The sequence below is a fragment of the Gordonia sp. (in: high G+C Gram-positive bacteria) genome, from assembly GCF_052106715.1.
Lineage (GTDB): Bacteria > Actinomycetota > Actinomycetes > Mycobacteriales > Mycobacteriaceae > Gordonia.
The window spans coordinates 146,326-170,729 of the sequence record NZ_JBQEDL010000002.1 but is presented as its reverse complement, the minus strand read 5'-3'; the positions used below and the strand labels follow the sequence as shown (position 1 = coordinate 170,729).

Here is a 24,404-nt window from a genome sequence, read left to right as displayed (position 1 = left end):
TTCTGGCGTGCCCATCTGAATGGAGGACACCTTGACTGAGGTCGCAACCGCGTATCTGTCCATCGTCCCCGAGACCAGCAAGATCGGTCCGGGGATCAAGAAGGCCCTTGGTTCTGCGGATGGTCAGGCTGCGTCTGCTGGCAAGAGCATGGGCGGCAAGCTGTCGTCCGCTCTCGCGATGTCACTCAAGGTCGGCGGCGCGGCGGCGGGAACTGCGGCATTCGCGGGTATCGGCGGGGCTCTCACTAAGGGATTCTCGCGACTCAACACGATCGACCAGGCGCAGGCGAAGCTGCGTGCGCTCGGGTCGAGTGGCCAAGAGGTCGAGTCCATCATGGACAACGCTCTCGCCGCAGTGAAGGGCACGGCGTTCGGTCTCGGTGACGCTGCGGGCCTAGCGGGCACGATGGTTGCCGCTGGCATCAAACCGGGGCAGGAGCTTGAGTCGACGCTGCGTCTGGTGGCGGACTCGGCTGCTATCGCGGGTACGGACCTCAATGACATGGGGCAGATCTGGGGCAAGATCGCAGCTAAGGGCAAGTTGGACGGGGAAACTCTCGACCAGCTCATGGAGCGTCAGATCGGCATTCTGCCGGAGTTGGCGAAGAACTACGGCGTCACTACTGAAGAGGCCGCGAAGATGGTTTCGGAGGGCAAGGTCTCGTTCGAGGACTTCGCCAAGGTGATGACCGAGAAGGTCGGCGGCGGCGCTGAGGAGATGGGCGAGACGGTCCAGGGCGCGTTCGAGAACTTGAAGGCTGCTGCGGGGCGTATCGGTGCGACAGCTCTGGATCCGCTGTTTAAGGCTTTGCCGGGCGGGTTCTCTGGGATCACGGACGCGATCGACCAGTTGGAACCGAAGGTCGCCGCGCTGGTTGAAACCTTCTCGTCGAACGTGATCGAGAACTGGGGGCCGCGGGTCCGCGACTCCCTGATGGGCGTGTGGGATGCCCTCAAGGGTTCTGGCGTGGTGGATCAGACGAAGGACACGTTCCTGCAGTTGGTCGACACTGGCCGTGAGTTGGCGCCGACGATCGGTCGGATCGTCGCACAGTTTGCGAAGGTGTCGTCGGCGCTGGGTGTGTCGACGTGGCAGGTGTTCCTGACGGTCGTGCAGGGTGCGGCGTCCGTGCTGTCTGCATTCGAGCCCGTTCTCTCGATGATTGCTGACGTGATGGAGGCGCAGCCCGCACTGGTTGCTGCTGCGGTTCTTGCCTGGGCTGGATTCAAGACGATCCCGACGATGGTCGGGCGCGCTGGTACCGCGATCGGGGGGATGAAGGACAAGATCACCGCGCTGACTCGCGCGGGGACTATCTCTGCGGCGAATCAGCAGCAGCTCGCTTCGGCGGCAGCGAACCACGCGAAGGCGCAGGTTGGTGCCCAGCAGGCGGCTGCGCGAGTGATGATCGCCGAGGAGAACTTGGCTCGCGTCCGCGCGACGGCTGGGGCAACTGCGGGACAGGTTGCCTCAGCAGAGTCTCGGCTTGCTGCGCAGCGGCTGATGGCGGCTCAGGCTGCGAACCGCGTGACGACGGCGACAAACCAGATGCGGACAGCCCAGGCTGCCGCCGTGGCGCAGTCGACGACGTTCGGCGGGACGATCCGCACCGCGTACGCACAAGGCGCGGCGGGAGCGACCCGGTTCACCAGGACCGCAGGTCTGGCGCGTGGTGCGATGACCGGTCTATCCAAGGCTGGATCCGGGCTGATGGGCATGATGGGCGGTCCCTGGGGGCTCGCAATGATGGGCGGCATGGTCGCAGTCATGGCGATCACGTCCGAGATGCAGAAGTCGAAGCAGCGGGCACGGGAACTCGCCGAGGCACAGGCTGCGGTCGGAAGCGCGACGCGCGACACGACCGTCGCGCTCCGAGAATCTGCGGGCGCGCTCGACGATGGCGTCGTTACCGCGATGTCGTCGCAGATCGACGCCATGTCGAAGCTCGCCTCGAAGCAGTGGGCCAATCCGCTGGTGACGGCTGGCGTCAAGGGCCTGGATGGCGCGTTGACGAAGCTCGGCGTGACGACGGATGATCTCTCGCGCGCGATGGCTGGCAGTGACGCGTCGTGGGATCAGTTCGTCACGAACATGACGATGGCGAACCCGGCGATCATTGGGTTCCTGCCGAGGCTTCAGCAGATGCGGCAGGACTTCCTGGCCCAGCGTGATGTCGCAGCTCGGGTAACTCCAGGTGTAGCTGAGTTTGGTGAAGCGATCGACGTTCTCGGCGATAAGTCTGCGACGGCGGCAGACAAGCTGGACGCGATCAAGACGGCGATGGATGCGCTCAACCCGCAGAGGTCGAAGGCTGAGGCCGTCAAGGAGATGGGCGAGTCGATCCGCAAGGCTGCGGATGCGACGGCAAGTATCGGCCCGGATGCTTTCGATGCTAAGGGTGGCTTGGATGCCATGTCTGAGTCGGGCGGCAAGTTGACCGACACGCTTTCGGATCTTGCGGAGAAGCAGCAGGGCGTTGCTGCAACTGGCGATAAGAACGCGATCGCACGCACGAACCGCGAGATCGAAGGCACCTTGCAGTCGCTCGCGGATTCGACGAATCAGCCAATCGAGAAGATCCGCGAGCTGTATGCGTCGTTCGGTGGCGGCGAGAACATCGATCTGATGGTGAAGTTGACTGGTGCGCCTGAGACGGTGCAGCAGATCGGAGCCATTCAGGCTGCGATGAATGCGACGCCTGACGCCAAGTATGTCGAGTTCCAGACTGGCGAGCTGACACAGGGGACGCTGGATACGCTCGAGACGCTCGGTATCAAGGTGACGACGATGCCGGACGGTAAGACGATCCGCGTCGACACGACCGGCGATGCTGGCGCGAAGTTGCAGGGCGTCCTGAATACGGTCAACTCGATCCCACCCGGCAAGGCGATTGCTACTACGGCTCCGGGCGGCGAGGGTGTGCGCGCACTGCTCGCCGACATGGGCGTGAAGGTGCGGACGGACAACAACAAGAACATCGTGGTCGAGTCGCCGCTGGCGCCGGGCGTTAAGGATCTTCTGCATCAGATCGGTCTGGAGGTCATCAACCGGAACGGCAAGAACGTCATCGTCAAGGCGAACGACGACGACTACGTGAACAAGTCGCACAAGTGGACCGAGACCGAATACAAGCAGATCGTGGTTCAGGCGAATGATGCCGGTGCTCGAGCTGGGTCGTCGGTGGCTGGCATCTTCGGTCGGGCGAACGGCGGCATCAATCAGTACGTGAACGGCGGCATTAACGAGGCCGAGGCGTTCGCGAACGGTGGCATGAAGGTCATCACGAAGCCCATGTCGGCGGACATTTTCCAGGGCAAGGGCGCAGGTACGGTCTTCGCTGAGGAAGAGACGGGCGGCGAGGCGTACATTCCGCTCGCCAAGTCGAAGCGGAATCGTTCGACATCGATCCTGGCGACGGTCGCGGACATGTTCGGTATGTCGCTGGTCCCGAAGGAAGGCACCGTTTCAGGGATCCTCGGCGGTATTGCCGGCGGCGCGGTCTCGAAACTGCTGAAGGCTGCGGGCGCGGACGGTCTGACTCGGTTCGCGGACGGCGGTTTCAACGCGAAGCAGTTGAAGGATCTCGCAAACGGTGCCGGTGCATCGCAACCTCTCAAGGGCGCTCCCTATGTGTGGGGTGGCGTGAACTGGGGAGACTGTAGTGGCGCCATGAGCGCGTTGACTCGTGCCGCCGCAGGTCTGTCTCCGTTCGGCGGGCGCTGGTCGACAGGTTCGGCTGCGTCGGATCTCCCCGCGATGGGGTTCCAGCAGGGCATGTGGAAGTCGGGCACGATGGGTGTCGGCTTCTACAATGGTGGGCCAGGTGGTGGACACACTGCGGGCACACTTCCCGATGGCACGAACGTCGAGATGGGCGGCTCGTACGGCGGCGGCATGGTCGGCGGCAGTGTGGGCGCAAATCATTCACAGTTCACCGATCACTGGTTCATGCCGGTCACTCCGGAACGTCCGAAGCAGCACACGGATCTGCTGCCGGAGGTCCTCGGTATCGACGATTCGCAGACGGTTCCGGATGGCGGTACGACCACTTCGCCGGGAGCCACCGAGTCGCGCGAGTCGACAATCTCGGGGATGTTTGGCAAGGCCGCGCAGGAGGCTGTGTCGGGCCAGGTCCAGGACATTCTCGGCGTGTTCGGCATCAATGATTCGCCGGGTGTTCTGGCTGGTTGGGCTGCGATCAAGAAGCCCGGTACTGACGGTACGGGTGCTGGTGTCACTGATCCGGGGACGAACAAGCCTGCGGAAGGTGAGGACACCGGTAAGTCCAAGGCTGGCGGCTCGGACGAGTCTGCCGACACGACGGAGACGACTCCGGCGGCTCCCGCGCTCACCGGGATTGATCTGGTCAAGGACCAGTTCAAGAAGGGTTTGCGTGAGGCGTGGCGGACTGGTGGCGAGTGGGCGGCTACGGATTGGATCGTCAATAAGGAGTCGACGTGGAATCCGGCCGCGCAGAACGGTAAGTATCACGGTCTGATCCAGGCTGGTGCGGAGGTGTATCGGGCGGCGGGGGTTGATCCGAACACTGTCGATCCGACGCTGCAGGCGAAGGCGTTCGACAAGTATGTCGGCGGCCGTTACGAGTTGCCGACGAAGGCGAAGGCCTTCCATGAGGCGAACAACTGGTACGACCAGGGCGGTGTCGCTCAGGGCGTCGGTCACATGCTCAAGAACACGCTCCGTCCAGAGCGCGTGTTGTCGCCGACTCAGACGGCAGCGTTCGAGGACGGCATGCGTCGCGGGTTCAGTGGCGACACCAGTGCGCTCGAGGCGAAGTTGGACCAACTCGTGAAAGTGATTATCGCGCAGGGCCCGAACGGGGTGCAGCCAGCACGCAATGACCGGGATTTCGCGGACAAGCAGCGGCAGAAGAATCGACGGCTGGTTGCGGCCGGCAAGGGAGGTCGACCCTAGATGCCCGGTTTCGATGTCACGTTGATCGCGGGTGACGGCACCCGATTCCCGGTGTGGGGGTCGGACCGTCATCCGTGGATCACGCTCGCTGAGTCGTCGGTGGACGGGTTGATGGATGCGCCGATGGAAACCGATTGGATCGAGGACACCGAGGGTGCGACGTTCTCGGGCGAGCGGTTTCTGCCGCGCGATATGACGCTCGGTCTCTATGTTGCGGAAGAGTTGTCGGGGTCGCGGCAGGCTGGCCGACTCGAGTCTGATTTCCGGCGTGCGTTTTCGGCGCGTCGGGATCCGTGGAATCCGGCAGCACGGTTGCCTCGAGTGGAGGTCTTCTCGGAGCTGTCTGGTGTTCGGACCTTGGATGCGCATTTGAAGGCGGCTCCGGAGATGAAGATGGAGCGTGACCCGTACACGAACGATATTTTCGACATCACCTACGAGTTGCGGGCGCCGCAGCCGTTGCCGACGTCAGGGACTGAAGTATCGGTGTTCGAGACATCGGGGAGCAGTGGGAGTGGAACTGTCACTGTGTCGAATCCCGCTGACACTCCGTGCCGACAGACGTGGATCCTGACTCCGGGTAAGTGGGTTCTTCCGGATCGGTCATGGCTCGGGCCGGAGGGTGCGCGGGTGCCAGCGGGGGAGCATGCGGCGCGGACGGTGCCGGTCGAGGTGACGGTCGCTGATGGTGGTGCACGGATCACGCGCGAACGCCGCAAGCTGCACGCGGCGACACTCACGGGTGCGAATCTGTTGGGCCGGATGAACGGCAACTGGATCCGCTTCGACATCCCGCCATACACACCGCCGACTGAACTCCCGATCTCCGTTTCGGGTGCCCCAGCATCGGGTGCCCGCGCTGAACTGCACATGCCGCGGCTGTGGTCGCGATTCATCGGAATGGAGCTCTAACGATGACCGCTCCAGCGATGACGCTCGAAGATCAGTGCGAGGCGATCTGGGAGGCGACGCTCGCTGAGGATCGCCGTGTTGAGGCGATGCAGGAAACGCCGCCCGGCATCTTCGTGTTTGACGGCCATCAACGGCTGCAACATCTGCTGCTCGATGTCGTGGAGGTTCACGCCGAGGACAAAGAGAACGACACCGGCAGCATCGATCTGACGATCCCGTTCGATCATCCGGTCGCGCAGTGGATGAACGACGACCGCGGCCGCATGAAGCGTGGCGAGGGCGAAAACTTTCACGTCGACGTCGAACACAACGGTGTCCGACTGTCGGGCCGATACGACTCGAAGACGGTCAAAAAGGACGCGAAGGGCCAACGACTGTTGGTCGTCACGTTCCTCACCGACTACGAGAACCTGAAATGGGTCGACTGCTGGAGCAACCCGTTCCTGCCGGCCATCTTTCAGTTCCCTCGGATCTTCCTGCTCGCCGGGCCTGCGATCTGGACACTCAAGACGGCACTGTTCCTGAACCTGCTGCGGATCTACTCGAGCATCTGGCAGATCCCGGACGATCCGATGAACCCGATGACCTGGCTCGACGGCTTGGACATGTCGAATTGGGACATCGTCATCAAGCCGACGACGCTGTTGCAGGACTTGGCGGCGGGTACGACGTGGGCGTTGTTCATGTCGCGGTGGGGGAAGTGGGATGACATCGCGTCACCGATCATGGCCGACGGCGAACTATCGGTCGTGACCCGGCGGTGGCGGAAGGGCGACCCCGAGCCGTGGCCTGGCGCTGACATCAAGGACGGTGCGCTGGTCGTCGACATCGTCGACAAATCCGGTCACCGCGAGGGCGCCGCGAATGGCGGCACGATCTTCGACGGGCTGACCCGGACGATCCGTGAATCCATCGGCGACATGTTCGAGGACATCGAGGTCGAGCTGACGGGTGAACCATCATGGCCGTCGCAGTTCTACTCCACGATGTTCGAGACGCCGAAGGGCTTCCCGTTCGTCCACTTCCCGGCGGACTATCCGACGGAGACCGAGTTCACGACGTCACCATCCAAGGGCATCATCATCAACACTGGTGGCCAGTCGGCACCGGGCGTGAACGAGGCCATGTCAGCAGGGATTCAATCACTCGTCGACCTCGCCACGTCGAACCTCAACATCGCCGGGTACGGTATCGGGCCCCAGGGCGGTGCTGTAGACGCGATCTTGAAGCCGTTCTATACCGACACCGTGCTCGCGTGGATCAGCGTGAAGCTCCCGCACCGGATAGCGCAGCAAGGATCGTCGCACCTTCTCGAGTACCACGTTGACCTGCCCGGAAAGGCGTACACGCTGTCGAGTCTCATGGCGATCCGGTCGGGTGTGAAAGCGACGGAGCGTCAACGCCACGGCAAGGTGACGAGTGTCGGCGGCCCGTACGTCGTCGGCTGGAAGGGCTCGGGCCACTTCTACAAGGGTGATCGCGGTTCGTTCGAGATCGCCGGTGACGAGTCGGGCGAGATCCATGTCGAGCGTTGCACGAAGACGACGTTCGATTGGGCTGCCGATCACTTCGCGCAGTGGGAAGCCGAGTTCGGTGCACCCGCCGACCGTGACCCCGTCGAGCAGATCATCAAGATGATCTCCGACGTCGCATCAGCAGCATCAATGATCGGAGTGTGGTGACGAATGTGTGACGCATGTGTTCCGTTCGCGGACCTGACCGAGGACCAACTCAACGACCAGATCGACCGGATCTCGGCGACGTTCGTCGGCCTCCCTCTGGTCGTCGGCGCACCGATGGTCATGGGCCCCGAGTACTGGTTGGAGGTCGCCCGCCACCAGGTCGAGGTCGGTGTCCGTATCTGCTGCGAGCCGATCAAGGACTACCGGCCGGGTACGTCGATCGACAAGGATTCGGCGGCCGGCGTCTGGGTGTACCGCGATGGCGTCGAAGGTGTGGAGGATCCGCGCGACCGGATCAAACGGCTCGCTCGCGAACAGCACGAAGAATATCTCGCTGAGGTTGAGCGGCGCCGCGGCAAGAAGGAGGGCGGCCGACGATGAGTTCGGACGATTACGCGCGGGCGACGATCCGCGCCGGACAGGACCTCGGCGTCTCCCCCCGCGGTATCAAGATCGGCCTCGCAACGAATCTCGTCGAGGCGGGGCCGACGTCCCCGCGTGCCGCTGGGCCGATCCTCATGTACGCGAACGCGAAGGTTCCCGAGTCGCTGAGCCTCCCGCACGACGACGTCGGGTCGGACGGTTACAGCGTCGGCACCTTCCAACAGCAGGTCCGTAAGGGCACGAACGGTGCGTGGTGGTGGGCCGACTGCGCTACCTGCATGGACCCGTACAAGTCGGCGCGACTGTTCTTCACCGAGCTCGTGAAGCTCGACTACAACAACACGTCGAGGTCGCCGGGTTCGTTCGCGCAGGCGGTTCAGAAGTCGGCGTACCCAGACCGCTACGACGGCAAGTTCTCGGAGGCGTCGACACTCTACGACCGTCTCGTCACAACCACCGGAGGTTCAATCGTGGCCTACTACGACAGCGACCGATCAAGCGAGTTCGGGTTCGGGTCGTCCCGCCCTACGTCGGGGATCGTCGGAATCTGTATCCACACGACCGAGTCGGGGAAGTCGGCGACCGCAACATCCGCGACCGCTGACAGCGTGACCACCTACCAGGTCAACTCGCAGACCGGCAGCTACCACGTTATGGTCGGCGTCGACGGCAAGCGCATCAGACAGAACACCGACGACTGGGTTACCTGGTCGACGGGCAACAAGGGCAACAACATCCTGTTGCACCTATGCTTCGTCGGTAACGCGTCGCAGACTCGAGCCGAGTGGTTGGCGCAGGACAAGATGCTGCGCGCGGGCGCCACGGTAGTCAAGTACTGGGCCGACAAATACGGCATCCCGCTCAAGAAGGTGACTGCTGCTGGCCTGCCCGGCATCCTCGGCCACGTCGACACCCGAGTATGGGGCGGCACTGACCACACCGACCCCGGTGCGAACTTCCCCTACGACAAGCTCATCGAGTACGCCAAGGGCGGCACCGTAGCAGCCCCGGTCATCAACCAGATTGACGCCGAGGCGAAGGCCGCGGCGTCATGGATCGGTGACCGTATCGGCTCGGGAGAGAAGGACGCGGCACGCGGCGGCAAGTTCGCCGACTTCGCCAACGGGTCGATCTACTGGCACCCGAAGGTCCGCGGCGGGCTAGCGACCGCGGTACCCGCGAACATCTTGGAGACGTGGGCGACCTACAAGTGGGAGCAAGGCGCACTCGGCTACCCGACTCGCCGCCACACCGTTGTGAAAGACGTCGGCGATATCCAGGCATTCGAAGGCGGCGTCATCTACCGAAAGTACGGGCAGACCGGCTACCCGGTGCGCGGTGTCATCGGCGACCGCTGGGCGTTCGAAGGCTACGAGACCGGCCCCCTCGGCTGGCCGACGTCGGACGAATACGACAACGGCACCGGTGGTAAACGGCAGGACTTCGAAAATGGGCACCTCGAATGGGACCCGTCCGGCGCAATCAAGGTGGTCAAGTGATGTGGACTCTAGCCTTCTGGCGCGACGCGGCCGAACGCGCGATCAAGACCGCGGCGCAGACCGCGGCAGGTCTGTTCGTCGCTGACGCAACGATCGTCTCGCTGTCATGGTCGGCTGCGGGTGCAGCGGTCGGTACTGCTGCTCTCGCTTCGCTGCTGACGTCGCTGGCGTCGGCGCAGGTGTCCGGCTCGGCATCCCTCGTGTCTGCGAGCGCGGGTCGCCACCGTAAGGCTGACGGGTGAACTCGTCGTGGCGGCGGGTCGCGTCGGGCAACTTCCCGTTGTACCGGTTGATCGTCCTCGGCGTCCTCGTCTCAGGAATCTTGCAGACCATCTACTGGAAGGTGCCGGCGTCGGTTGCAAACAGTGCTCCGCAGGCGTTCGACGTCGTGTACGCGGCGATGCAACCAGCCGGGGCAGCCGTCCTGTTGGCGGGCCTGTACACGCGGCGCGCACTCATGTCGTTGCAGCTCGAGCGGATCGGCGGCACCGCGCTAGCCACGGCCGGATTCATGTACACGGCGTCGGTGACGATCAACAACGGGACCGTGCCACTCACCGCGGCGACCTGGGCGATCTTCATGCTGTCCGTCTACCTCGTGTACCGGGTGACCCGTGAGATCCCGCGGGAAATACGGGGCCTTGAGGTAGAGGCGCGTCGCATCGTCGAGGACGGGGGAGCTGATGTCCAGTGAGGTCATTATCGCTGTCATTGCTGCTATCGGTTCCTCGAGTGTCGTCACCGCGATTGTCACGGCTCTGCTGAATCGGAAACGCAACAGCGTCGAGATCACCAAAGTGCTGCTCGAGATGTCGAAGGACGAAGTGCTCGGCACCAAGGAAAGCAATAAGGAGCTCCGCGTCGAGGTGAAGCGCCTATCGAACGAGGTCAAAAACTTGCGTGAGGTTCTCGAGGAGTTGGTGCGGACTGTCGAGCGTGACGTCTTGCCGGTTCTGCCGGTTGAGCATACGGAGACGCGGCGGGCGTTGCGGGCGATCGCGTCACGAGCGAAGGAGGTCGTCTGATGACAGTTCCGAATCTTCCCGGTGCTGGTACTGATTTCGGTCAGTACTTCATCCCCGCGAATGTCGCGAACGGTACGACTGGCGGTCTCTCGGATTTCTCGTCGCGTGAGCGTGGCGACTGGGAAGCGATGCTCGAGCAGGGCTGGGACAACAAGCTGAAACCGATGGGCGAGCCGCTCGATGTCGTTCGCACCTTGGCGAATCTGGCGATCGGGGTGCTCGGAGGATCATTCGAAGACTTCTTCAACATGTTCGGGCAGCCTCCGATCATCCAGGACATGCAGGACTCGACCCAAAAGTTCGAGGGCATACAGGTCTACGGCGCCCGCTACATGCCGTCCAACATGACCCCGACATCGAACCTCACGCGAGCGCCGTTTACGGGCAACATTCACGAAGGCGTGGGAGTCACCTATTCCGGTAGTGAAATCATCCTCAACAGCCGGGGGCTGTTCAAAGCCGACGCTCAGTCCTTCTTCTCATGGATCACACTCGGTGGGTCTGGCTGCTACATGGACATCGTCGTACGGCGACCGAACGGTACCGAGTTCTCGCGCAAGCCTGCGATACAGCGGGCTACTAACACGGTCACAGTGTTCAACTCGCACACGTTCGGCGTACCCGAGGCTGGGTATCGGCTCTCTGTGGAGCTCGCCGCGGACCCGTCTGTCGTCGGCACTGACACCCGCGCGATTCTCGGCGGCAAAGGTTATACGTCGCTCGTCGTCAACAAGTGGTCTAACGAACCGGAATAGGAGACCTCTATGACTGTCATTACCGACCGGGTGGAGGATGTCGGCGGCGGGCCGTTGCTGACACCAGTGATGTTCACTGTTCAGCAGGTTCGCGAGTCAGCGGACGGTGACTCGATTGTGGTTCCGTTGCGGCACAGGGTGCAGCCTGTCGACGGCGTCATCACAACGCCTGAACTCGATCCCGGCCCGGCCACTGTGACGCTTGGCGGATCACGTCAGGCGACCTACAACATTCTCGTGCCTGACTCGTCGACCCCGATCCGTCTGTGGCCGCTCATCGACGCTGGAATGCCGAGCCCGCCCGAGGATGACCGCTACCAGTTCGTCCGCAACGGCGGCGGCCTCGCCCGCGGCGTCGCGTTGACGCAGGCCGAGATGGACGCGCAGCCGTTCGACCCCGGCAGTTTCTATCTCATCACCGACAGTTTCATCGGCGAATAGCCGACCACCCTCTCACCCCTTTTAGGAGTTCATTATGGCAACCACTGCGAAGGCTTACGGCAAGTCGATCCTGTCGCTGATCAACAAGGAAATCTTGATCGCCAACTCGACGGGCGACTCGAACCTCAAGATCATGCTGCTCACCTCGACCGGCACCGGTGCGGTCGACCAGGACGCCCACCAGTACAAGGCTTCGGTGACCGGCGAAGCGTCCGGCGCGGGATACACGGCAGGCGGCCAGTTCCTCAAGAACGTCACCGTCTCCTACGACGCGGCGACGAACACTGTGCGCGTGAACGCCGATAACCCGGTATGGCCGACGTCGACCACGACCGCGCGTGGCTATGTGATTTACGACGACACCCCGACCGCGGACTCGGCTAAGCCGCTGATCGGGTACGGCGTGTTCGATGCTGACGTGTCGACCACGTCGGGCACCTTCACGATCACCTGGAATGGTGGCCGCGTCATCAACCTCAGCACTCCGTAAGGGAGGCGGCCACACATGGCGATTGAAAAGGGTGGCCGCAGTATCCGAGGTATCCGTTACGACGGCGACGGGATCGGCCGCGTCATCATCCTCAAAGCCGTCTACGATGACCCGATCCTCGGCCGGGTCATCGTCTGGGATGGTCGGATCTCCGAGAACATACCCGCGCCCGCGATCCCGTTCGTCGTGTCGATGCCCTCGCCAGAGGTGCACGCGGACGCCACAGTCGCAGGTGCCGAGATCACATACTGGCTCAGTCCGCCGACGGTCTCGGTGTCTGCGGGATCCTCGCCCGTGGGGCCACCGATCGAGTACACGGCGACCCTCGAAGCCCCGTCAGGCCTGTCCGGGTCGCACAAGATCGGGGCACCTGCTACTGAGTACACGGCAGACCTCGAGGACGGCGCGGTCGCGTCGTCGATCGGCGGCGAGTTCGTCGATCCGATGGAGTACACGGTCGGTCTGCCGGCGCCAGTCGTTCACGCAGACGCGAACGTGTCCGCGCCCCCGATGGTCTTCTACATCGAACCCGCCGCACCTACGGTGGGTGCGTTCGCAGACGTTGACGGCGGCGTCATCGAGTACACAGCCGAGGTTGTCGCGCCGACGTCGATCACAGCATCGTCGAGTCCTGCAGGTGCGGCCTCGTCGATAGTGGTGGCACCAGTCGCGCCGAGCCCGTCCGCATCGTCTGCGGCATCGGGCCAGCCGATCTCCTACACGCTCGAGCTCGCGCCGGGCGAAGGCGTGTCGGCGACACTTACCCGCCAACGCATCAACAAGTCGTCGGGCACCAACGTCACGTCCGGCTACATCGCGGGCTGGACGTCAGACGCAACCTACCCTGGCACCGTTACCGGCGACCAGAATCTCAGTGTGGTCGGAGCAGGGGAGCACGTCTACGTTCGCACAAAGCTCGACTTGAACTCGTCGATCAACGGAGACCTGTACCTGCGCCACAATGGGGCGAATGTGCAGCCGGACGTTCTGACTGGCGTGTCGACGAGCGTGAGCGGGCAATACTCGCTCGACCTGTCGCACGCTGACGAACTGTCGTTGTGGACGTCGATCTCTTCGACCGGTTCGCAGACAGCGGCGGGCGGCTACATCGAGGTTCGGCCGGCTGTTGGCGTGCCGACGTTCGATGCGGCTATCAGCTATTACGGTTCATCCGGCTCCACGTCACGGACGATTACGACCGCAGCCGGCGCGACCCTTGTCATTGTCGTCGACGCGACATTGTCCGGGAGCGGCACCGTGAAGGTCGACGGCGTCGACGCTGTGAAGGTCGACGGGGCGACGCGCGGTACAGATCAGTGGTGGATCGCTAGCGGTCTGGCGGCTGGCTCGCACACGATCACGTTCAGTGCGACGGCAGGTATCTCCATGACGGCTGTCTCCTACACCGGTGTGACAGACATCGGCATAGGCAACGGAGACTCGGGCACGTTCACGTCCACCCGGACAGCGACCGCCCTCTACGGTGCCGGACAGTTGAACCTCTACGGCTTCTACGGGTCGGGTATCGGTGATCCCAGCACGACCTCGACCGGCGCCATCCGTACACGAATCAAGAACAGTGACACCAACAGCAAGTCGATTCTGTTCGTCGACTCGACGTCGGACACCGTCACCGCGAACCTCGGGTCGGCTGGCTCCATCAGCTACAGCGCACTACGCCTGTACTGATCTCGCACGACCAAGCGCCCCACCCCTCACAAGGGGGTGGGGCGCTTTTTGTCGTCTCTGCGCTGCTTCTCTCGCTATGATCGACGTCGAACTGCCGGGCGGCTTCCACGACGGGAAACTGTGGGAGGTCGCCACCCTCGACGACGACGTTCTGATGCCCGTCCTACGCCGCCGCGGTGACGAGGCACCTCGACTGCACGTTGTCAGCTACCGGCGCGCGGGACGGATACACGACGGCATCACTGTCTACGAGCTCGCCCAGTAGATCGGGTGGACGAGTGATGAGGTTTGCGGCGTGAATGTGCCTTGAGTGGAAGCGTTGGACCTGGATTCTCGGTGACGGTTGCGGGTCGCCGCCTCCTGAGTGCATGTCCGCTGCTGCAAGACTCAGGCGAGGACGATATCCACAGGTACAGCGCTACCGATCGTGTGTCCAACGGGCGAGCTCTTGAGTACGTTGGCGTGCAGCGTCTCCAACTGTTCGCGCGGCGCATCGGAGTCGACCGTGACTGTGGCAGTGATCGATTCGAAGCCGGCGTGGCCTTCAGCAAGTCCTAGGAAGACGTGTAGATCGAGGTCACCTTTCAGATCCACCCGGACATCCTTGAGTTCGATGCCCGCGGCGGTGGCATTCGCCGCGTACCCCACGGCCAAGCAGTTGCCCAGAGCGCCGAGCAACTGTTCGACAGGGTTGGGCGCGGTGTCGCCGCCGCCCAGGCCCGCGGGCTCGTCGGACGGCGACGGACTGAACGATCGCACCGTGGCCTCAGACTCGAACGCGCCCTTCCAGGTCACGTGCGCCGCCCAGGTGGTCTTGGCCTTGTCTGAGTCCGCCTCAATTGCTTGTACTAAACCGCTAACGGCGGCGATGTTCACGTCATTGAGTTTGCTGGTCACGGTCTCAGTCATTGTTCAATCCCTCTCGCGTTGGTGAGTTCCCACGATAGGTCGATACGCGGCCTGACCTAATAGTTAGGCGCACGGGGGTTCGAATTCGCGTACTCCTTTCCGCCGACTGAGGTTCGAGAACACGAAGGACTCTGAGCATCCTGCAATGCGCTGGCTGCATTGCTAGGTCCTCGAACGGCGCCCCGTCTCCCTGGTGAAGGTTCATAAGGGGGCGGGACGCTTTCGTCGTATCCTGACGCTGTGATCGACGTCGAACTCTCAGGCGGTTTCCATGATGGGAAGCCGTGGCGGGTCGTGAACTTCAGCGACGACGTCCTCGGTGATGACGTGCCCGCCCTGACGATGGACGTGTACCAGCACCACGGACGTATGCGCGACGGCATACCCCGTGTACGAGCTCGCCCCGCGTTCTCTCGACTGACGGCGCGACTGGGTGTTAGGTGCCGAGTCGCGGCTGACGAGTACGCCACATAGTGAACAGCGCGAGGGCTACGACCGCAGTCGCTACGCTCGTGGGCACTGTCCACGCGATCACGCCAAACCCGGCAAGCACGAGCAAGATTAGTAGGGGCACCGTCAAGGTCAGTGAGATGCTCGCACCTGCACCTACGTTCATGATTCGCTCTCCTGCCTGACATCGATCGCCAGCTCAATGATACAAGGAGCCGCCAGCACCATACAAGTGTGGAGGCGCGCCCGGGGACGACGTCGTCGGCACTCGTTCACCAATACTGACGATCAAACTTTCTGTGCGCACTTCGAGATCGTGCCGACGTAAATGACGAGGTAGGCCCCGCGCTGCATCGGGGGGACGCGTGCGCGGGGCCTGACAAGAAGATACCGCCCACACTGCGAAGTGTGGGCGGTATCGGCGATTCGGTGACTTTTAGATGACAAGTTCAATCGAAGGCTCGTCGGCATTGGTGATTGTGTGAACGCACCGCCATCGGTTCCCTTCGGCATCCGTGATCCGGATTTCAACTTTAGGCAGACCCATTCCGGGCAATATCCCAGCGACAAGCCGTTCAGTCAACGGCTTGTTGTGGAAAGCTTTGATCTGGTCGTCGGAGGGTAGCTTTGCGCCTTCCAGAACGTACACGTCGTTTGGCTTTAGGACGTTCAGGTCAGGAATCTTCCGACCTCCACCTCCGGTAAGACGTTCGAAAATTATCTGTATTTGCGTCTCGGGGTTGTAGCCCTGCTCCATTACCTTTGCACTGAGACGAAATACCGGCCGATCGCTGTAGTTCGTAATAACGACCTTGCCGCTTTTCGTCTCGACGAACACCAATCGTGCTTGGCGTTTCTCCTGTTCGCGGCGCTCCTCCTCGGCGACTTGGCGTTCCTCTGCCTGTTTACGTCGGTCGGCGATAGTGGTCGCTAGCGCGAGGGAGACCGCAGCAGCGGTCAGGTTCGCACCGACCCATGTAGGAACATTTCCCCATTGCACCCACCCGTTGTCGGCCCACAGCAGTATGCAGACGACGAGTACCTCCGCAAGGGAAGCAATGCCGAGACACGCAGCCCACTGCCGCCCATGGGTCTCGGATACGTAGTCCTTCCAATGCGTGTATCGCTCCTTGACGTTTCCGAGTGCCTTCTTTCGTTCCCGGGCAGCCCATTCGCATGTCCGCTGAACACGCGAAGCCCGCCTGTCGTCGGTACCTTCTTGAGGCGATTCATCGCCGTCTTCTGTCACGGTGGGTCTATTCGCAGCCGACTCCGTCGCCGTCGCGGTCTAGGTGGTCTCCGTAGCCGGGATCGCCTGCGTGTACCGGCGCAGCTCCGGCCGCGCGGGCTGCCGAGCAATTCGCGTAGTAGGTCGAACCACCGTCCTCGGTTGGAACAACTTCCTGCACCGTTGTCGGAACCAACCGGACCGGGGGAGTGGTGTCTGGTTCGTCGACGTCGACTGGTTCGGTCGTCTCCGCAGTCGTCGTCTCCTCGGTGGTGGCTGCCGCTCGCGATGTCGTCGGTGTTTCCGTGACTGTCTCGGTTGCTACGTCGGTGATCGTTGTCGTGACGGGCGGTGCCGCATCTGGGGCGTCCTCACCACCGATCGCCGCACCGATTCCGCATGAGGCGAGCAGTGCGAACAGGCCACCGATCCCGAATGCTGCGGTCCGCTTGCTGTTCTTCTGGGCGGGTTGTTGCCAGGTCATTCGCAGGCCACCCCGTCATTGTCGCGGTCGAGTGCAGATCGGTATCCGGGCTGGCCGCGGTACAGCGGCGCGGCACCGGCGGCTCGTGCGGCCGAGCAGTTCTTGTAGTACGCGCCCGACGGCGCGACGGGCGCTTGCTGGCGCGGTGCAGGTTTGGGGGTGCTCTGGCGTGGTGTCGCCTTCGGGGCCGGTGCCTGCGTGCTCGAGCAATCGGACAGGACGCGCTGGATCGCCGACTTTTCAGCCGAGGTGACCCACAGGTTGTACTTCGCCTTCACCTCAACCTGCGTCGTCACGTACGTGCAACGGAAGCTCTTGTTCGACGGCAGCCAGGTCGCTGCGTCGCCGTCGCGCTTCTGCATGTTCGCGGGGCCGTCGACCGCGCGCAGGTTGAGCGGGTCGTTAGCGAACGCTTGCCGCTGTTCGCTGGTCAACTGCTGGGCGCCCTTCTGCCAGGCGTCCGAGAGTGCGACGACGTGATCGATCTGCACCTTGGACGACGTCGACGTGCCTCGCACGAACTGGATCGTCTTGCCGGTGTACGCGTCGTTCAGCGTGCCGGTGAGGACGACGCAGTCGCGGGTGCCAGCCTTGTACGTCTTGTTGGTGAGGTCGCGGTTCAGGATGTCGTTGCGGGTGTCGCAGCCGTTGTGGCCGCCGTCGACGTTGACGTCGTCGGACCATGCCTGCCCGAAGAGGTCGCGGTCATAGCCGGTTTTCGGGGCTCGTCCCTTCACCGCGAGTGTGTCGAGTGTGTGGAGGGTTTGGGCGGTCGTCGGCGCGGGGGCTGCCGAGACGGCGGGGGAGGTGAGGACGGGAGCAGACACGAGGCCTACTCCAACCGCGATAGCGGCGAGGAGGGATTTAGTTCGCATCTCAGAAGGTTCTCAGAATCAACCCGTGAACAGGAGTGATCGGCTCGATATTCGTCTCAACGGGTGACAGAGGCGAGCGTCGGATGGTGAGTCAGGTCACCGGCCTGAAACGAGTGAGGCCCCGGTTCGCATCGTCTGCGATCCGGGGCCTCTCGCCACACTCACTGGAAGCTAGTGTGGCCCATAGTGTGTACCTTGCGGTCCTGCACTATGTCTCACCTGGAGCGGGTGACGGGAATCGAACCCGCGTAGCTAGTTTGGAAGACTAGGGCTCTACCATTGAGCTACACCCGCGCTGCACTGATGTGCGAGCAAGACACTACAGCAGGTGGACGCGGAACTTCAAAACCTGTCCCGGGTTCGTGTCCGCGGCCCGGTGGGCCGTACTATGTGCGTTTGGCCGTGTCCGAACAACGGACCCGACCGCGGGATGTGGCGCAGCTTGGTAGCGCATCCGCTTTGGGAGCGGAGGGTCGCAGGTTCAAATCCTGTCATCCCGACGATCACGAGTCGTCCGTAAGACCTAAGGAGTTCTACCCCGTGAAGAGCATCGTCGAGCAGCTCAGCCCGACCCGAGTCAAGCTGAATGTCGAGGTTCCGTTCGAGGAACTCTCCGGTGACTTCGACCAGGCGTACAAGGCACTCGCTCAGCAGATCCGTATCCCGGGATTCCGTCCCGGCAAGGCCCCTGCGAAGCTGATCGAGGCGCGGGTCGGCCGTCAGTCGATCCTCGAGCAGGTCGTCAACGACGCGCTGCCGAACAAGTACTCGCAGGCCGTCGCCGAAGCCGACCTCAAGGCCATCAGTCAGCCGGAGATCGACGTCGACGAGCTCGTCTACGGCGAGCCGGTCAAGTTCACCGCTGAGGTGGACGTCCGTCCCGAGATCACCCTTCCCGACTTCTCGACCCTGGCGGTCGAGGTAGATCCGATCGAGATCTCTGACGCCGACATCGAGGAAGAGCTCGAGAACCTGCGTGCCCGTTTCGGCACGCTTGTGGGCGTCGACCGTGGCGCTGCGGACGGCGATTTCGTGTCCATCGACCTGGAAGCGACCGTCGACGGCGAGCCCGTTGAAGACGCCACCACCGAGGGCCTTTCGCACGAGGTCGGTAGCGGCAACCTCATCGAGGGTCTCGACGAAGCCCTTCAGGGGCTCAAGGACGGCGAGAAGAAGGACTTCACGACCAAGCTGGTCGCAGGCGACCACGCGGGAGCCGACGCGGACGTCACCGTGACCGTCAACTCGGTCAAGGAGCGCGAGCTTCCGGCCGTCGACGACGACTTCGCTCAGCTGGCCAGCGAGTTCGACACCGCCGAGGAGCTGCGCGCCAGCCTCTCGGACCAGGTCGCCGACTCGAAGAAGTACGAGCAGGCCGCCGCTATCCGTGACGCAGTCCTCGACCAGCTCCTCGAGACCGTCGAGTTCCCGCTACCCGAGGCCGTGGTCGACGCCGAGGTGGAAGGCGTTCAGCATCAGCTGGTGCACGCACTCGGCCACGACGACGCACAGGTCGACAAGTTCCTCGAGGCGCAGGGCAAGACTCGCGAGGAGTGGGACGCCGAGAGTCGCACCGACGCCGAGAAGTCGGTTCGTACGCAGTTGCTGCTCGACTCGATCGCCGATGAGGCGGGCACCGAGGTCGGCCAGGACGAGCTGACCCAGCAGATTCTCATGCAGAGCCAGCGTTACGGCGTTGCTCCGCAGGAGTTCATCCAGCAGTTGCAGAGCGCCAACCAGATCGGTGCCCTCTACGCGGATGTTCGACGTAACAAGTCGCTCGCCGACGTCATCGGCAAGGTCAAGGTCACCGATACGAACGGCGAGACCATCGACACCGACGCGTTCTTCGGTGGCAGCGACGACGAAGACGCCGCAGAAGGCGACGACGCCGACGCGTGATCCACACGCCCGGGTAACGGGCACACCTCGACAGCCGGGACGGCGAACGCGTCCCGGCTGTCGTGCTGTTCGGACCGTGTTCGAACGGACGAACCCCGTTCCGCTGTGAGCGAATAAGGGGTGTCGGCGGAACAATTCGGGGGGTGGAATTGATTAACCTCGGTGACAACGCCGCACACCTTCGCGTGAGCACGGCCATCATTTTCGACAGATAGGGACAACAAGTGAGCAATCTCGACACGCCCTCCATGAGCTCGGGCGTCGCCGGCCTGAACCTGACCGATTCAGTGTTCGAGCGCCTGCTTCGCGAGCGAATCATCTTCCTCGGAACCCAGGTGGACGACGAAATCGCCAACCGGCTCTGCGCACAGATCCTGCTGCTGTCCGCGGAGGATCCGGAGAAGGACATCAACCTCTACATCAACTCGCCGGGCGGGAGCGTCACCGCGGGCATGGCGATCTTCGACACCATGCAGCTCGCGCCATGCGACGTAGCGACCTATGCGATGGGGATGGCGGCATCGATGGGCCAGTTCCTCCTGGCCGCAGGCGCCAAGGGTAAGCGTCACGCACTCCCGCACGCGCGGATCATGATGCACCAGCCTTCGGCGGGTATCGGCGGCACCGCGGCGGACATCGCGATCCAGGCCGAACAGTTCGCAGCGACCAAGCGTGAGATGAACCGGCTCAACGCCGAGTTCACCGGTCAATCGCTCGAGCGGATCGAAGCCGACGCCGACCGCGACAACTGGTTCACCGCCACCGAGGCCAAGGACTACGGTCTCGTCGACCACGTTGTGACCCACGTGACGCGTCCCGGCGTGTGAACGCCACCCGCCCAACACCCTTCACCGGTTACGGAGACACCATGAACTCATCTCTTCCCACCGACGTCCGCGCAGGCATCCCCGATGCCGCGCTGGCGCTCAAGGGCATTGAAGCCCGCTACATCCTGCCGTCGTTCATCGAGAACACGCCGAACGGTCAGCGCCAGTACGATCCGTACGCCAAGCTGTTCGAGGAGCGCATCGTCTTCGTCGGCACACCGATCGACCAGACCGTCGCCAACGACGTGATGGCGCAGCTGCTGGTCCTGGAGAGCCAGGATCCCGATCGCGACATCACGATGTACATCAACTCGCCGGGTGGCAGTGTCCCCGACATGCTCGCGATCTACGACACGATGCAGTACGTCCACTGCGACGTCGTCACGGTGTGCCTGGGCGAGGCCGCGTCGGCGGCCGCGATCCTGTTGGCCGGCGGCACCCCCGGCAAGCGCGCAGCGCTGCCGAATGCGACCGTGCTGATCCACCAGCCGCGCACCGGCGGCGCGTACCAGGGGCAGGTCTCAGACCTGGAGATTCAGGCTGCGGAGATCGAGCGCATCCGCAAGCGCCTCGACGAGATCCTCTCGTTCCACACGGGTCAGGACACCGAGAAGATCCGCAAGGACACCGATCGTGACAACATCCTGACGGCCGAGGGAGCCAAGGAGTACGGGATCGTCGACGAGGTGTTCGACTACCGCAAGAAATCCGCACGCAAGTAAGACGTGTTCTTCTCCTTCGAACCCGCCCCCGCGCGAGTACCGTTCACGGTGACGCGCATAGCCCCCTGAGAAAGTAGGTGTGGCCACATGGCCCGAATGGGAGACGGTGGTGACCTCCTGAAATGCTCGTTCTGCGGTAAGAGCCAGAAGCAGGTCAAGAAACTCATCGCAGGTCCGGGTGTCTACATCTGCGACGAGTGCATCGACCTGTGCAACGAGATCATCGAGGAGGAGCTCGCCGAGACCAGTGGCGACGTGAAGCTCGACGAGCTTCCCAAACCTGCGGAGATCCGTGACTTCCTCGACAACTACGTCGTCGGTCAGGACACGGCCAAGCGGACGCTCGCGGTGGCGGTCTACAACCACTACAAGCGGATTCAGGCTGGGGAGAAGAGCGACAAGCGGTCGGCCGCCGAGCCGGTCGAGTTGGCGAAGTCGAACATCCTGATGCTCGGCCCCACCGGGTGCGGTAAGACGTACCTGGCGCAGACCCTCGCCAAGATGCTGAACGTTCCGTTCGCGATCGCCGATGCGACAGCTCTCACCGAGGCCGGTTATGTCGGTGAGGACGTTGAGAACATCCTGCTGAAGCTGATTCAGGCCGCCGACTACGACGTGAAGCGCGCCGAGACGGGCATCATCTACATCGATGAGGTCGACAAGATCGCCCGCAAGAGCGAGAACCCCTCGATCACGCGCGACGTCTCCGGCGAGGGCGTGCAGCAGGCGTTGCTCAAGATCTTGGAGGGCACGCAGGCGTCGGTGCCGCCGCAGGGTGGACGCAAGCATCCGCATCAGGAGTTCATCCAGCTCGACACGACCAACGTCCTGTTCATCGTCGCGGGCGCGTTCGCCGGCCTGGACAAGGTCGTCGCGGACCGGATCGGCAAGCGCGGCATCGGTTTCGGCAACGAGGTTCCGAGCAAGGGGGCGGTCGACACGAGCGACTACTTCGCCGAGGTCATGCCGGAGGATCTAATCAAGTTCGGCTTGATTCCCGAGTTCATCGGGCGTCTGCCGATGGTCGCATCGGTGCGCAACCTCGACAAGGAGGCGCTCGTCTCGATCCTCGCCGAGCCGAAGAACGCACTGGTGAAGCAGTACACCAAGCTCTTCGACATGGACGACGTCGAACTCGAGTTCACCGATGAGGCGCTGGAGGCTATCGCCGATCAGGCGATCCACCGGGGGACCGGTGCGCGCGGTCTCCGCGCGATCATGGAGGAAGTCCTACTTCCCGTCATGTACGACATCCCGAGCCGCGACGACGTCGCCAAGGTCGTGGTGACCGGTGAGACGGTGCGAGACAACGTGCTCCCCACCGTCGTCCCGCGCAAGGACGACGACAGTCCGGCCGAGAAGTCGGCCTAGCGGCTGGCGCTTTCCATCCGCCAGTCGTTGCGCCCAGGGCACGTTCGTTTGTGCCCGGGGCGCGAGTCTGTGCACCGGGCCCGGATCTGAGCGCAATCGTGGTGCCCAGGGCACAAAGTCGGTTCGAGTTCAGGACAGTAGCCCGGCACGTTCCATCCGGTGCTTGAGCATCGGAATCATCGCACCGGATCGCAGGTCCGCGAATATCCAGCGGGCGACGTCGCAGACCAGGTCTCGCAGTCGGTCCTCCCTGATCTTCTCGGCGACGACCGCGTCTTCGGCGTTCTGTCCGGGCCTGAGGTCGCGTCCGTACTTTCGCAGCCCGTCGAACTCGCCGACGAGGCGGTCGTCCCAGCCGTAGTCGGTGTACACGGTCCGCCCGCTGAGGAGCGTGAACTCGCACTGCAAGTCGGGCAGGGGAAGTCGCGCCTCGATCATCTGCGCCCGACTCCACGACTCGCCTGGATTCGCCGACCGGCCATCGCCGTACCGCAGTGCGGCAGCGACCACCGTGGCGCCGCGCACTCGGCGGCGAGACAGCTCGATCTCGATTTCGGCGGCGGTCAGGCCGAGAGCGAGTGCGCTGTCCACTGCGGCGAGCGCCTGCGCGAATGGCCGATCTGCGGCGACGTCGACCGTCGTCCGAGCGAGGTTCGAGACGAGAAGCCCGTTGACAACGACGACGGAGTCGTCCGGCAGACCGCTGTGGACGTGGCGGTAGCGAGTCGACCGGCCACCACCTCGTCGCTGCTTCGCGAAATGGATATGGACGTGTTCAGGACCGAGCAGATCGAGTCCGTGGACGGCAGCGGCCGATTCGTGGCTCAACGGCAGGTCTGAATCGCCGGCAGCGGCTATGCAACGTAGGAGGTAGATCGCGTCGTCGACGTCGTACTCCGGCAGTGACTCGGTGAGGACATACATCCCGGGCTCGAGGGGCGTCAGCTCGCGCGCCTTCACGGCGAGTCGCACATCTCGGTCGCTGCGTCCCACGTCGCGAGCCGCGTCCTTGCGAATGATTCCGAACTCGTCCACCGGCCACATGCCCGAAGTGAACACCCCGATGCCAGCTTTGTCTCCCACGAATTCCCCAACCCCGCCTCTCGCACGAATGCGCTCAGAGCGCGAGCGTTGCGCACGACTCCCGACTCCGAGCGCAAACTCGTGCCCTGGGCGTAAAGCGCGACGCCAGTCGACGCGCACGGCTACCGTGTCAGCATGAGCTACGACACAGTCGCCGGAATCATTCTCGCGGGCGGGCGTTCGCGCCGAATGGGGCAAGACAAGGCAGCGTTGGAGTTCGACGGGGTGACGATGCTGACGCGAATAGCGGACAAGATCTCGCAGCGGTGCTCGCCGGTCCTTGTGGCGGCACCCACGTCGTCGCAGGCCTACCGCGAACTGTCGAGCGAATCGGACTTGCAGTGGGTGACCGACGAGAAGGAGGGGAGCGGACCGCTCGGCGGACTCGTCGCAGCGCTGCACGTGGCTGCCGCGGCCGGAGCCGACGTCGCCTTCGTCTGCGCCACCGACATGCCGCTCATCGAAGGCGGCCTGGTCGACGAACTCCTGGCCGGACTCACCGAGTCGACCGACGTCGTGATCGCGCACGACGCCCAGCGCGATCACCCGATGGCAGGGGTCTACCGCACCCGCGCCGTGGACGGCCTTCAAGCGCTGGTGGACGCCGGGGAGCTTCGGATGGGAGCGGCCGTGGAAGCCGTTCAGACCCGCCGGGTCAGCGTCAGCGATGAGAACTGGCTCACCAACGTGAATGCTCCCGAGGACCTGCACCGACTACGGGCAACAGGCGTTTCCTAGAA

General features: G+C 63.4%; 24 protein-coding genes and 2 tRNA genes. 20 read left to right on the top strand and 6 right to left on the bottom strand.

The genetic code is table 11. The annotated features are described in order from the left end of the window. Positions 1-31: 31 nt before the first annotated feature. The 13 genes from ACTIMF_RS01805 (at position 32) to ACTIMF_RS01745 (ending at position 14,078) form a co-directional block, all read left to right on the top strand. Positions 32-4,936 (top strand): tape measure protein, encoded by a 4,905-nt coding sequence (locus ACTIMF_RS01805; RefSeq protein WP_442348555.1) that lies wholly within the window; start codon positions 32-34, stop codon positions 4,934-4,936. Beyond that, positions 4,937-5,848, top strand: a complete 912-nt coding sequence (locus tag ACTIMF_RS01800) for a hypothetical protein (protein WP_442348554.1) — start codon at positions 4,937-4,939, stop codon at positions 5,846-5,848. 2 nt (positions 5,849-5,850) lie between these two features. Next, positions 5,851-7,530, top strand: a complete 1,680-nt coding sequence (locus ACTIMF_RS01795) for a Gp37-like protein (RefSeq protein WP_442348553.1) — start codon at positions 5,851-5,853, stop codon at positions 7,528-7,530. A 3-nt stretch (positions 7,531-7,533) separates the two neighbouring features. Then, the gene (locus ACTIMF_RS01790) at positions 7,534-7,911 is read left to right on the top strand and encodes a phage gene 29 protein family protein (RefSeq protein ID WP_442348552.1); all 378 of its coding nucleotides are present in this window, start codon (positions 7,534-7,536) and stop codon (positions 7,909-7,911) included. Next, entirely contained in the window at positions 7,908-9,413 is a 1,506-nt protein-coding gene (locus ACTIMF_RS01785) for an N-acetylmuramoyl-L-alanine amidase (RefSeq protein ID WP_442348551.1), read from the top strand. Before ACTIMF_RS01790 ends, ACTIMF_RS01785 begins: the two co-directional genes overlap by 4 nt. After that, positions 9,413-9,655: a holin gene (locus tag ACTIMF_RS01780; RefSeq protein ID WP_442348550.1), complete on the top strand. Its 243-nt coding sequence runs from the start codon at positions 9,413-9,415 to the stop codon at positions 9,653-9,655. The genes ACTIMF_RS01785 and ACTIMF_RS01780 overlap by 1 nt, the downstream gene beginning before the upstream one ends. Further along, complete coding sequence (locus tag ACTIMF_RS01775; protein WP_442348549.1) at positions 9,652-10,107, top strand: hypothetical protein; 456 nt, start codon at positions 9,652-9,654, stop codon at positions 10,105-10,107. Before ACTIMF_RS01780 ends, ACTIMF_RS01775 begins: the two co-directional genes overlap by 4 nt. Next, complete coding sequence (locus ACTIMF_RS01770; protein WP_442348548.1) at positions 10,097-10,438, top strand: hypothetical protein; 342 nt, start codon at positions 10,097-10,099, stop codon at positions 10,436-10,438. Before ACTIMF_RS01775 ends, ACTIMF_RS01770 begins: the two co-directional genes overlap by 11 nt. Beyond that, positions 10,438-11,193 (top strand): hypothetical protein, encoded by a 756-nt coding sequence (locus ACTIMF_RS01765; protein WP_442348547.1) that lies wholly within the window; start codon positions 10,438-10,440, stop codon positions 11,191-11,193. Before ACTIMF_RS01770 ends, ACTIMF_RS01765 begins: the two co-directional genes overlap by 1 nt. A gap of 9 nt (positions 11,194-11,202) precedes the next feature. Further along, positions 11,203-11,634, top strand: coding sequence for a hypothetical protein (locus ACTIMF_RS01760; RefSeq protein WP_442348546.1), 432 nt, complete (start codon positions 11,203-11,205; stop codon positions 11,632-11,634). A gap of 34 nt (positions 11,635-11,668) precedes the next feature. Beyond that, complete coding sequence (locus ACTIMF_RS01755; RefSeq protein WP_442348545.1) at positions 11,669-12,124, top strand: hypothetical protein; 456 nt, start codon at positions 11,669-11,671, stop codon at positions 12,122-12,124. A gap of 15 nt (positions 12,125-12,139) precedes the next feature. Further along, positions 12,140-13,813 (top strand): hypothetical protein, encoded by a 1,674-nt coding sequence (locus tag ACTIMF_RS01750; RefSeq protein WP_442348544.1) that lies wholly within the window; start codon positions 12,140-12,142, stop codon positions 13,811-13,813. A 76-nt stretch (positions 13,814-13,889) separates the two neighbouring features. Next, positions 13,890-14,078 carry a hypothetical protein gene (locus tag ACTIMF_RS01745; RefSeq protein WP_442348543.1) on the top strand — a complete coding sequence of 63 codons (189 nt, stop codon included), beginning with the start codon at positions 13,890-13,892 and terminating at the stop codon, positions 14,076-14,078. Between the two features lie 122 nt (positions 14,079-14,200). On the opposite strand, the gene ACTIMF_RS01740 is transcribed toward ACTIMF_RS01745, so the two are convergent. Then, positions 14,201-14,722, bottom strand: coding sequence for an OsmC family protein (locus tag ACTIMF_RS01740; protein WP_442348542.1), 522 nt, complete (start codon positions 14,720-14,722; stop codon positions 14,201-14,203). A gap of 240 nt (positions 14,723-14,962) precedes the next feature. On the opposite strand from ACTIMF_RS01740, the gene ACTIMF_RS01735 reads away from it, so the two are divergent. Then, positions 14,963-15,196, top strand: coding sequence for a hypothetical protein (locus ACTIMF_RS01735; protein ID WP_442348541.1), 234 nt, complete (start codon positions 14,963-14,965; stop codon positions 15,194-15,196). Between the two features lie 412 nt (positions 15,197-15,608). Here ACTIMF_RS01735 and ACTIMF_RS01730 read toward each other — a convergent pair whose 3' ends face one another. From ACTIMF_RS01730 to ACTIMF_RS01715, 4 genes are all read right to left on the bottom strand, one after another. Continuing rightward, positions 15,609-16,421 (bottom strand): hypothetical protein, encoded by an 813-nt coding sequence (locus ACTIMF_RS01730; protein WP_442348540.1) that lies wholly within the window; start codon positions 16,419-16,421, stop codon positions 15,609-15,611. 7 nt (positions 16,422-16,428) lie between these two features. Further along, complete coding sequence (locus tag ACTIMF_RS01725; RefSeq protein WP_442348539.1) at positions 16,429-16,884, bottom strand: excalibur calcium-binding domain-containing protein; 456 nt, start codon at positions 16,882-16,884, stop codon at positions 16,429-16,431. Next, positions 16,881-17,759 (bottom strand): GmrSD restriction endonuclease domain-containing protein, encoded by an 879-nt coding sequence (locus ACTIMF_RS01720; protein WP_442348538.1) that lies wholly within the window; start codon positions 17,757-17,759, stop codon positions 16,881-16,883. Before ACTIMF_RS01720 ends, ACTIMF_RS01725 begins: the two co-directional genes overlap by 4 nt. 220 nt (positions 17,760-17,979) lie before the next feature. After that, positions 17,980-18,053 (bottom strand) — tRNA-Gly (locus ACTIMF_RS01715). A gap of 132 nt (positions 18,054-18,185) precedes the next feature. Between ACTIMF_RS01715 and ACTIMF_RS01710 the strand changes: the two genes are divergently transcribed. The 5 genes from ACTIMF_RS01710 to clpX all read left to right on the top strand — a co-directional run bounded on the left by ACTIMF_RS01710 (position 18,186) and on the right by clpX (position 22,581). Then, positions 18,186-18,259, top strand: a tRNA-Pro gene (locus ACTIMF_RS01710). A gap of 40 nt (positions 18,260-18,299) precedes the next feature. Further along, positions 18,300-19,661 carry a trigger factor gene (gene tig / locus ACTIMF_RS01705; RefSeq protein WP_442348537.1) on the top strand — a complete coding sequence of 454 codons (1,362 nt, stop codon included), beginning with the start codon at positions 18,300-18,302 and terminating at the stop codon, positions 19,659-19,661. 248 nt (positions 19,662-19,909) lie between these two features. Next, positions 19,910-20,488: an ATP-dependent Clp protease proteolytic subunit gene (locus ACTIMF_RS01700; RefSeq protein ID WP_442348619.1), complete on the top strand. Its 579-nt coding sequence runs from the start codon at positions 19,910-19,912 to the stop codon at positions 20,486-20,488. Between the two features lie 41 nt (positions 20,489-20,529). Continuing rightward, positions 20,530-21,210 carry an ATP-dependent Clp protease proteolytic subunit gene (locus ACTIMF_RS01695; RefSeq protein WP_442348536.1) on the top strand — a complete coding sequence of 227 codons (681 nt, stop codon included), beginning with the start codon at positions 20,530-20,532 and terminating at the stop codon, positions 21,208-21,210. A gap of 87 nt (positions 21,211-21,297) precedes the next feature. After that, positions 21,298-22,581: an ATP-dependent Clp protease ATP-binding subunit ClpX gene (gene clpX / locus ACTIMF_RS01690; protein ID WP_442348535.1), complete on the top strand. Its 1,284-nt coding sequence runs from the start codon at positions 21,298-21,300 to the stop codon at positions 22,579-22,581. 129 nt (positions 22,582-22,710) lie between these two features. Here clpX and ACTIMF_RS01685 read toward each other — a convergent pair whose 3' ends face one another. Further along, positions 22,711-23,664 (bottom strand): hypothetical protein, encoded by a 954-nt coding sequence (locus tag ACTIMF_RS01685; RefSeq protein ID WP_442348534.1) that lies wholly within the window; start codon positions 23,662-23,664, stop codon positions 22,711-22,713. 135 nt (positions 23,665-23,799) lie between these two features. Between ACTIMF_RS01685 and mobA the strand changes: the two genes are divergently transcribed. After that, the gene (mobA, locus tag ACTIMF_RS01680; protein WP_442348533.1) at positions 23,800-24,402 is read left to right on the top strand and encodes a molybdenum cofactor guanylyltransferase; all 603 of its coding nucleotides are present in this window, start codon (positions 23,800-23,802) and stop codon (positions 24,400-24,402) included. Positions 24,403-24,404: the final 2 nt, after the last annotated feature.

Excerpts from the sequence above, each read along its gene's own strand:
- ACTIMF_RS01790 (WP_442348552.1), top strand. The coding sequence starts at position 7,534 with ATGTGTGACGCATGTGTTCCGTTCGCGGACCTGACCGAGGACCAACTC.
- ACTIMF_RS01800 (WP_442348554.1), top strand. The coding sequence starts at position 4,937 with ATGCCCGGTTTCGATGTCACGTTGATCGCGGGTGACGGCACCCGATTC.
- ACTIMF_RS01745 (WP_442348543.1), top strand. The coding sequence starts at position 13,890 with ATGATCGACGTCGAACTGCCGGGCGGCTTCCACGACGGGAAACTGTGG.
- ACTIMF_RS01750 (WP_442348544.1), top strand. The coding sequence starts at position 12,140 with ATGGCGATTGAAAAGGGTGGCCGCAGTATCCGAGGTATCCGTTACGAC.
- ACTIMF_RS01700 (WP_442348619.1), top strand. The coding sequence starts at position 19,910 with ATGAGCTCGGGCGTCGCCGGCCTGAACCTGACCGATTCAGTGTTCGAG.
- ACTIMF_RS01740 (WP_442348542.1), bottom strand. The coding sequence starts at position 14,722 with ATGACTGAGACCGTGACCAGCAAACTCAATGACGTGAACATCGCCGCC.
- ACTIMF_RS01770 (WP_442348548.1), top strand. The coding sequence starts at position 10,097 with ATGTCCAGTGAGGTCATTATCGCTGTCATTGCTGCTATCGGTTCCTCG.
- ACTIMF_RS01725 (WP_442348539.1), bottom strand. The coding sequence starts at position 16,884 with ATGACCTGGCAACAACCCGCCCAGAAGAACAGCAAGCGGACCGCAGCA.
- clpX (WP_442348535.1), top strand. The coding sequence starts at position 21,298 with ATGGCCCGAATGGGAGACGGTGGTGACCTCCTGAAATGCTCGTTCTGC.
- ACTIMF_RS01755 (WP_442348545.1), top strand. The coding sequence starts at position 11,669 with ATGGCAACCACTGCGAAGGCTTACGGCAAGTCGATCCTGTCGCTGATC.
- ACTIMF_RS01760 (WP_442348546.1), top strand. The coding sequence starts at position 11,203 with ATGACTGTCATTACCGACCGGGTGGAGGATGTCGGCGGCGGGCCGTTG.
- ACTIMF_RS01695 (WP_442348536.1), top strand. The coding sequence starts at position 20,530 with ATGAACTCATCTCTTCCCACCGACGTCCGCGCAGGCATCCCCGATGCC.
- ACTIMF_RS01795 (WP_442348553.1), top strand. The coding sequence starts at position 5,851 with ATGACCGCTCCAGCGATGACGCTCGAAGATCAGTGCGAGGCGATCTGG.
- ACTIMF_RS01780 (WP_442348550.1), top strand. The coding sequence starts at position 9,413 with ATGTGGACTCTAGCCTTCTGGCGCGACGCGGCCGAACGCGCGATCAAG.
- ACTIMF_RS01765 (WP_442348547.1), top strand. The coding sequence starts at position 10,438 with ATGACAGTTCCGAATCTTCCCGGTGCTGGTACTGATTTCGGTCAGTAC.
- ACTIMF_RS01785 (WP_442348551.1), top strand. The coding sequence starts at position 7,908 with ATGAGTTCGGACGATTACGCGCGGGCGACGATCCGCGCCGGACAGGAC.
- ACTIMF_RS01720 (WP_442348538.1), bottom strand. The coding sequence starts at position 17,759 with ATGCGAACTAAATCCCTCCTCGCCGCTATCGCGGTTGGAGTAGGCCTC.
- mobA (WP_442348533.1), top strand. The coding sequence starts at position 23,800 with ATGAGCTACGACACAGTCGCCGGAATCATTCTCGCGGGCGGGCGTTCG.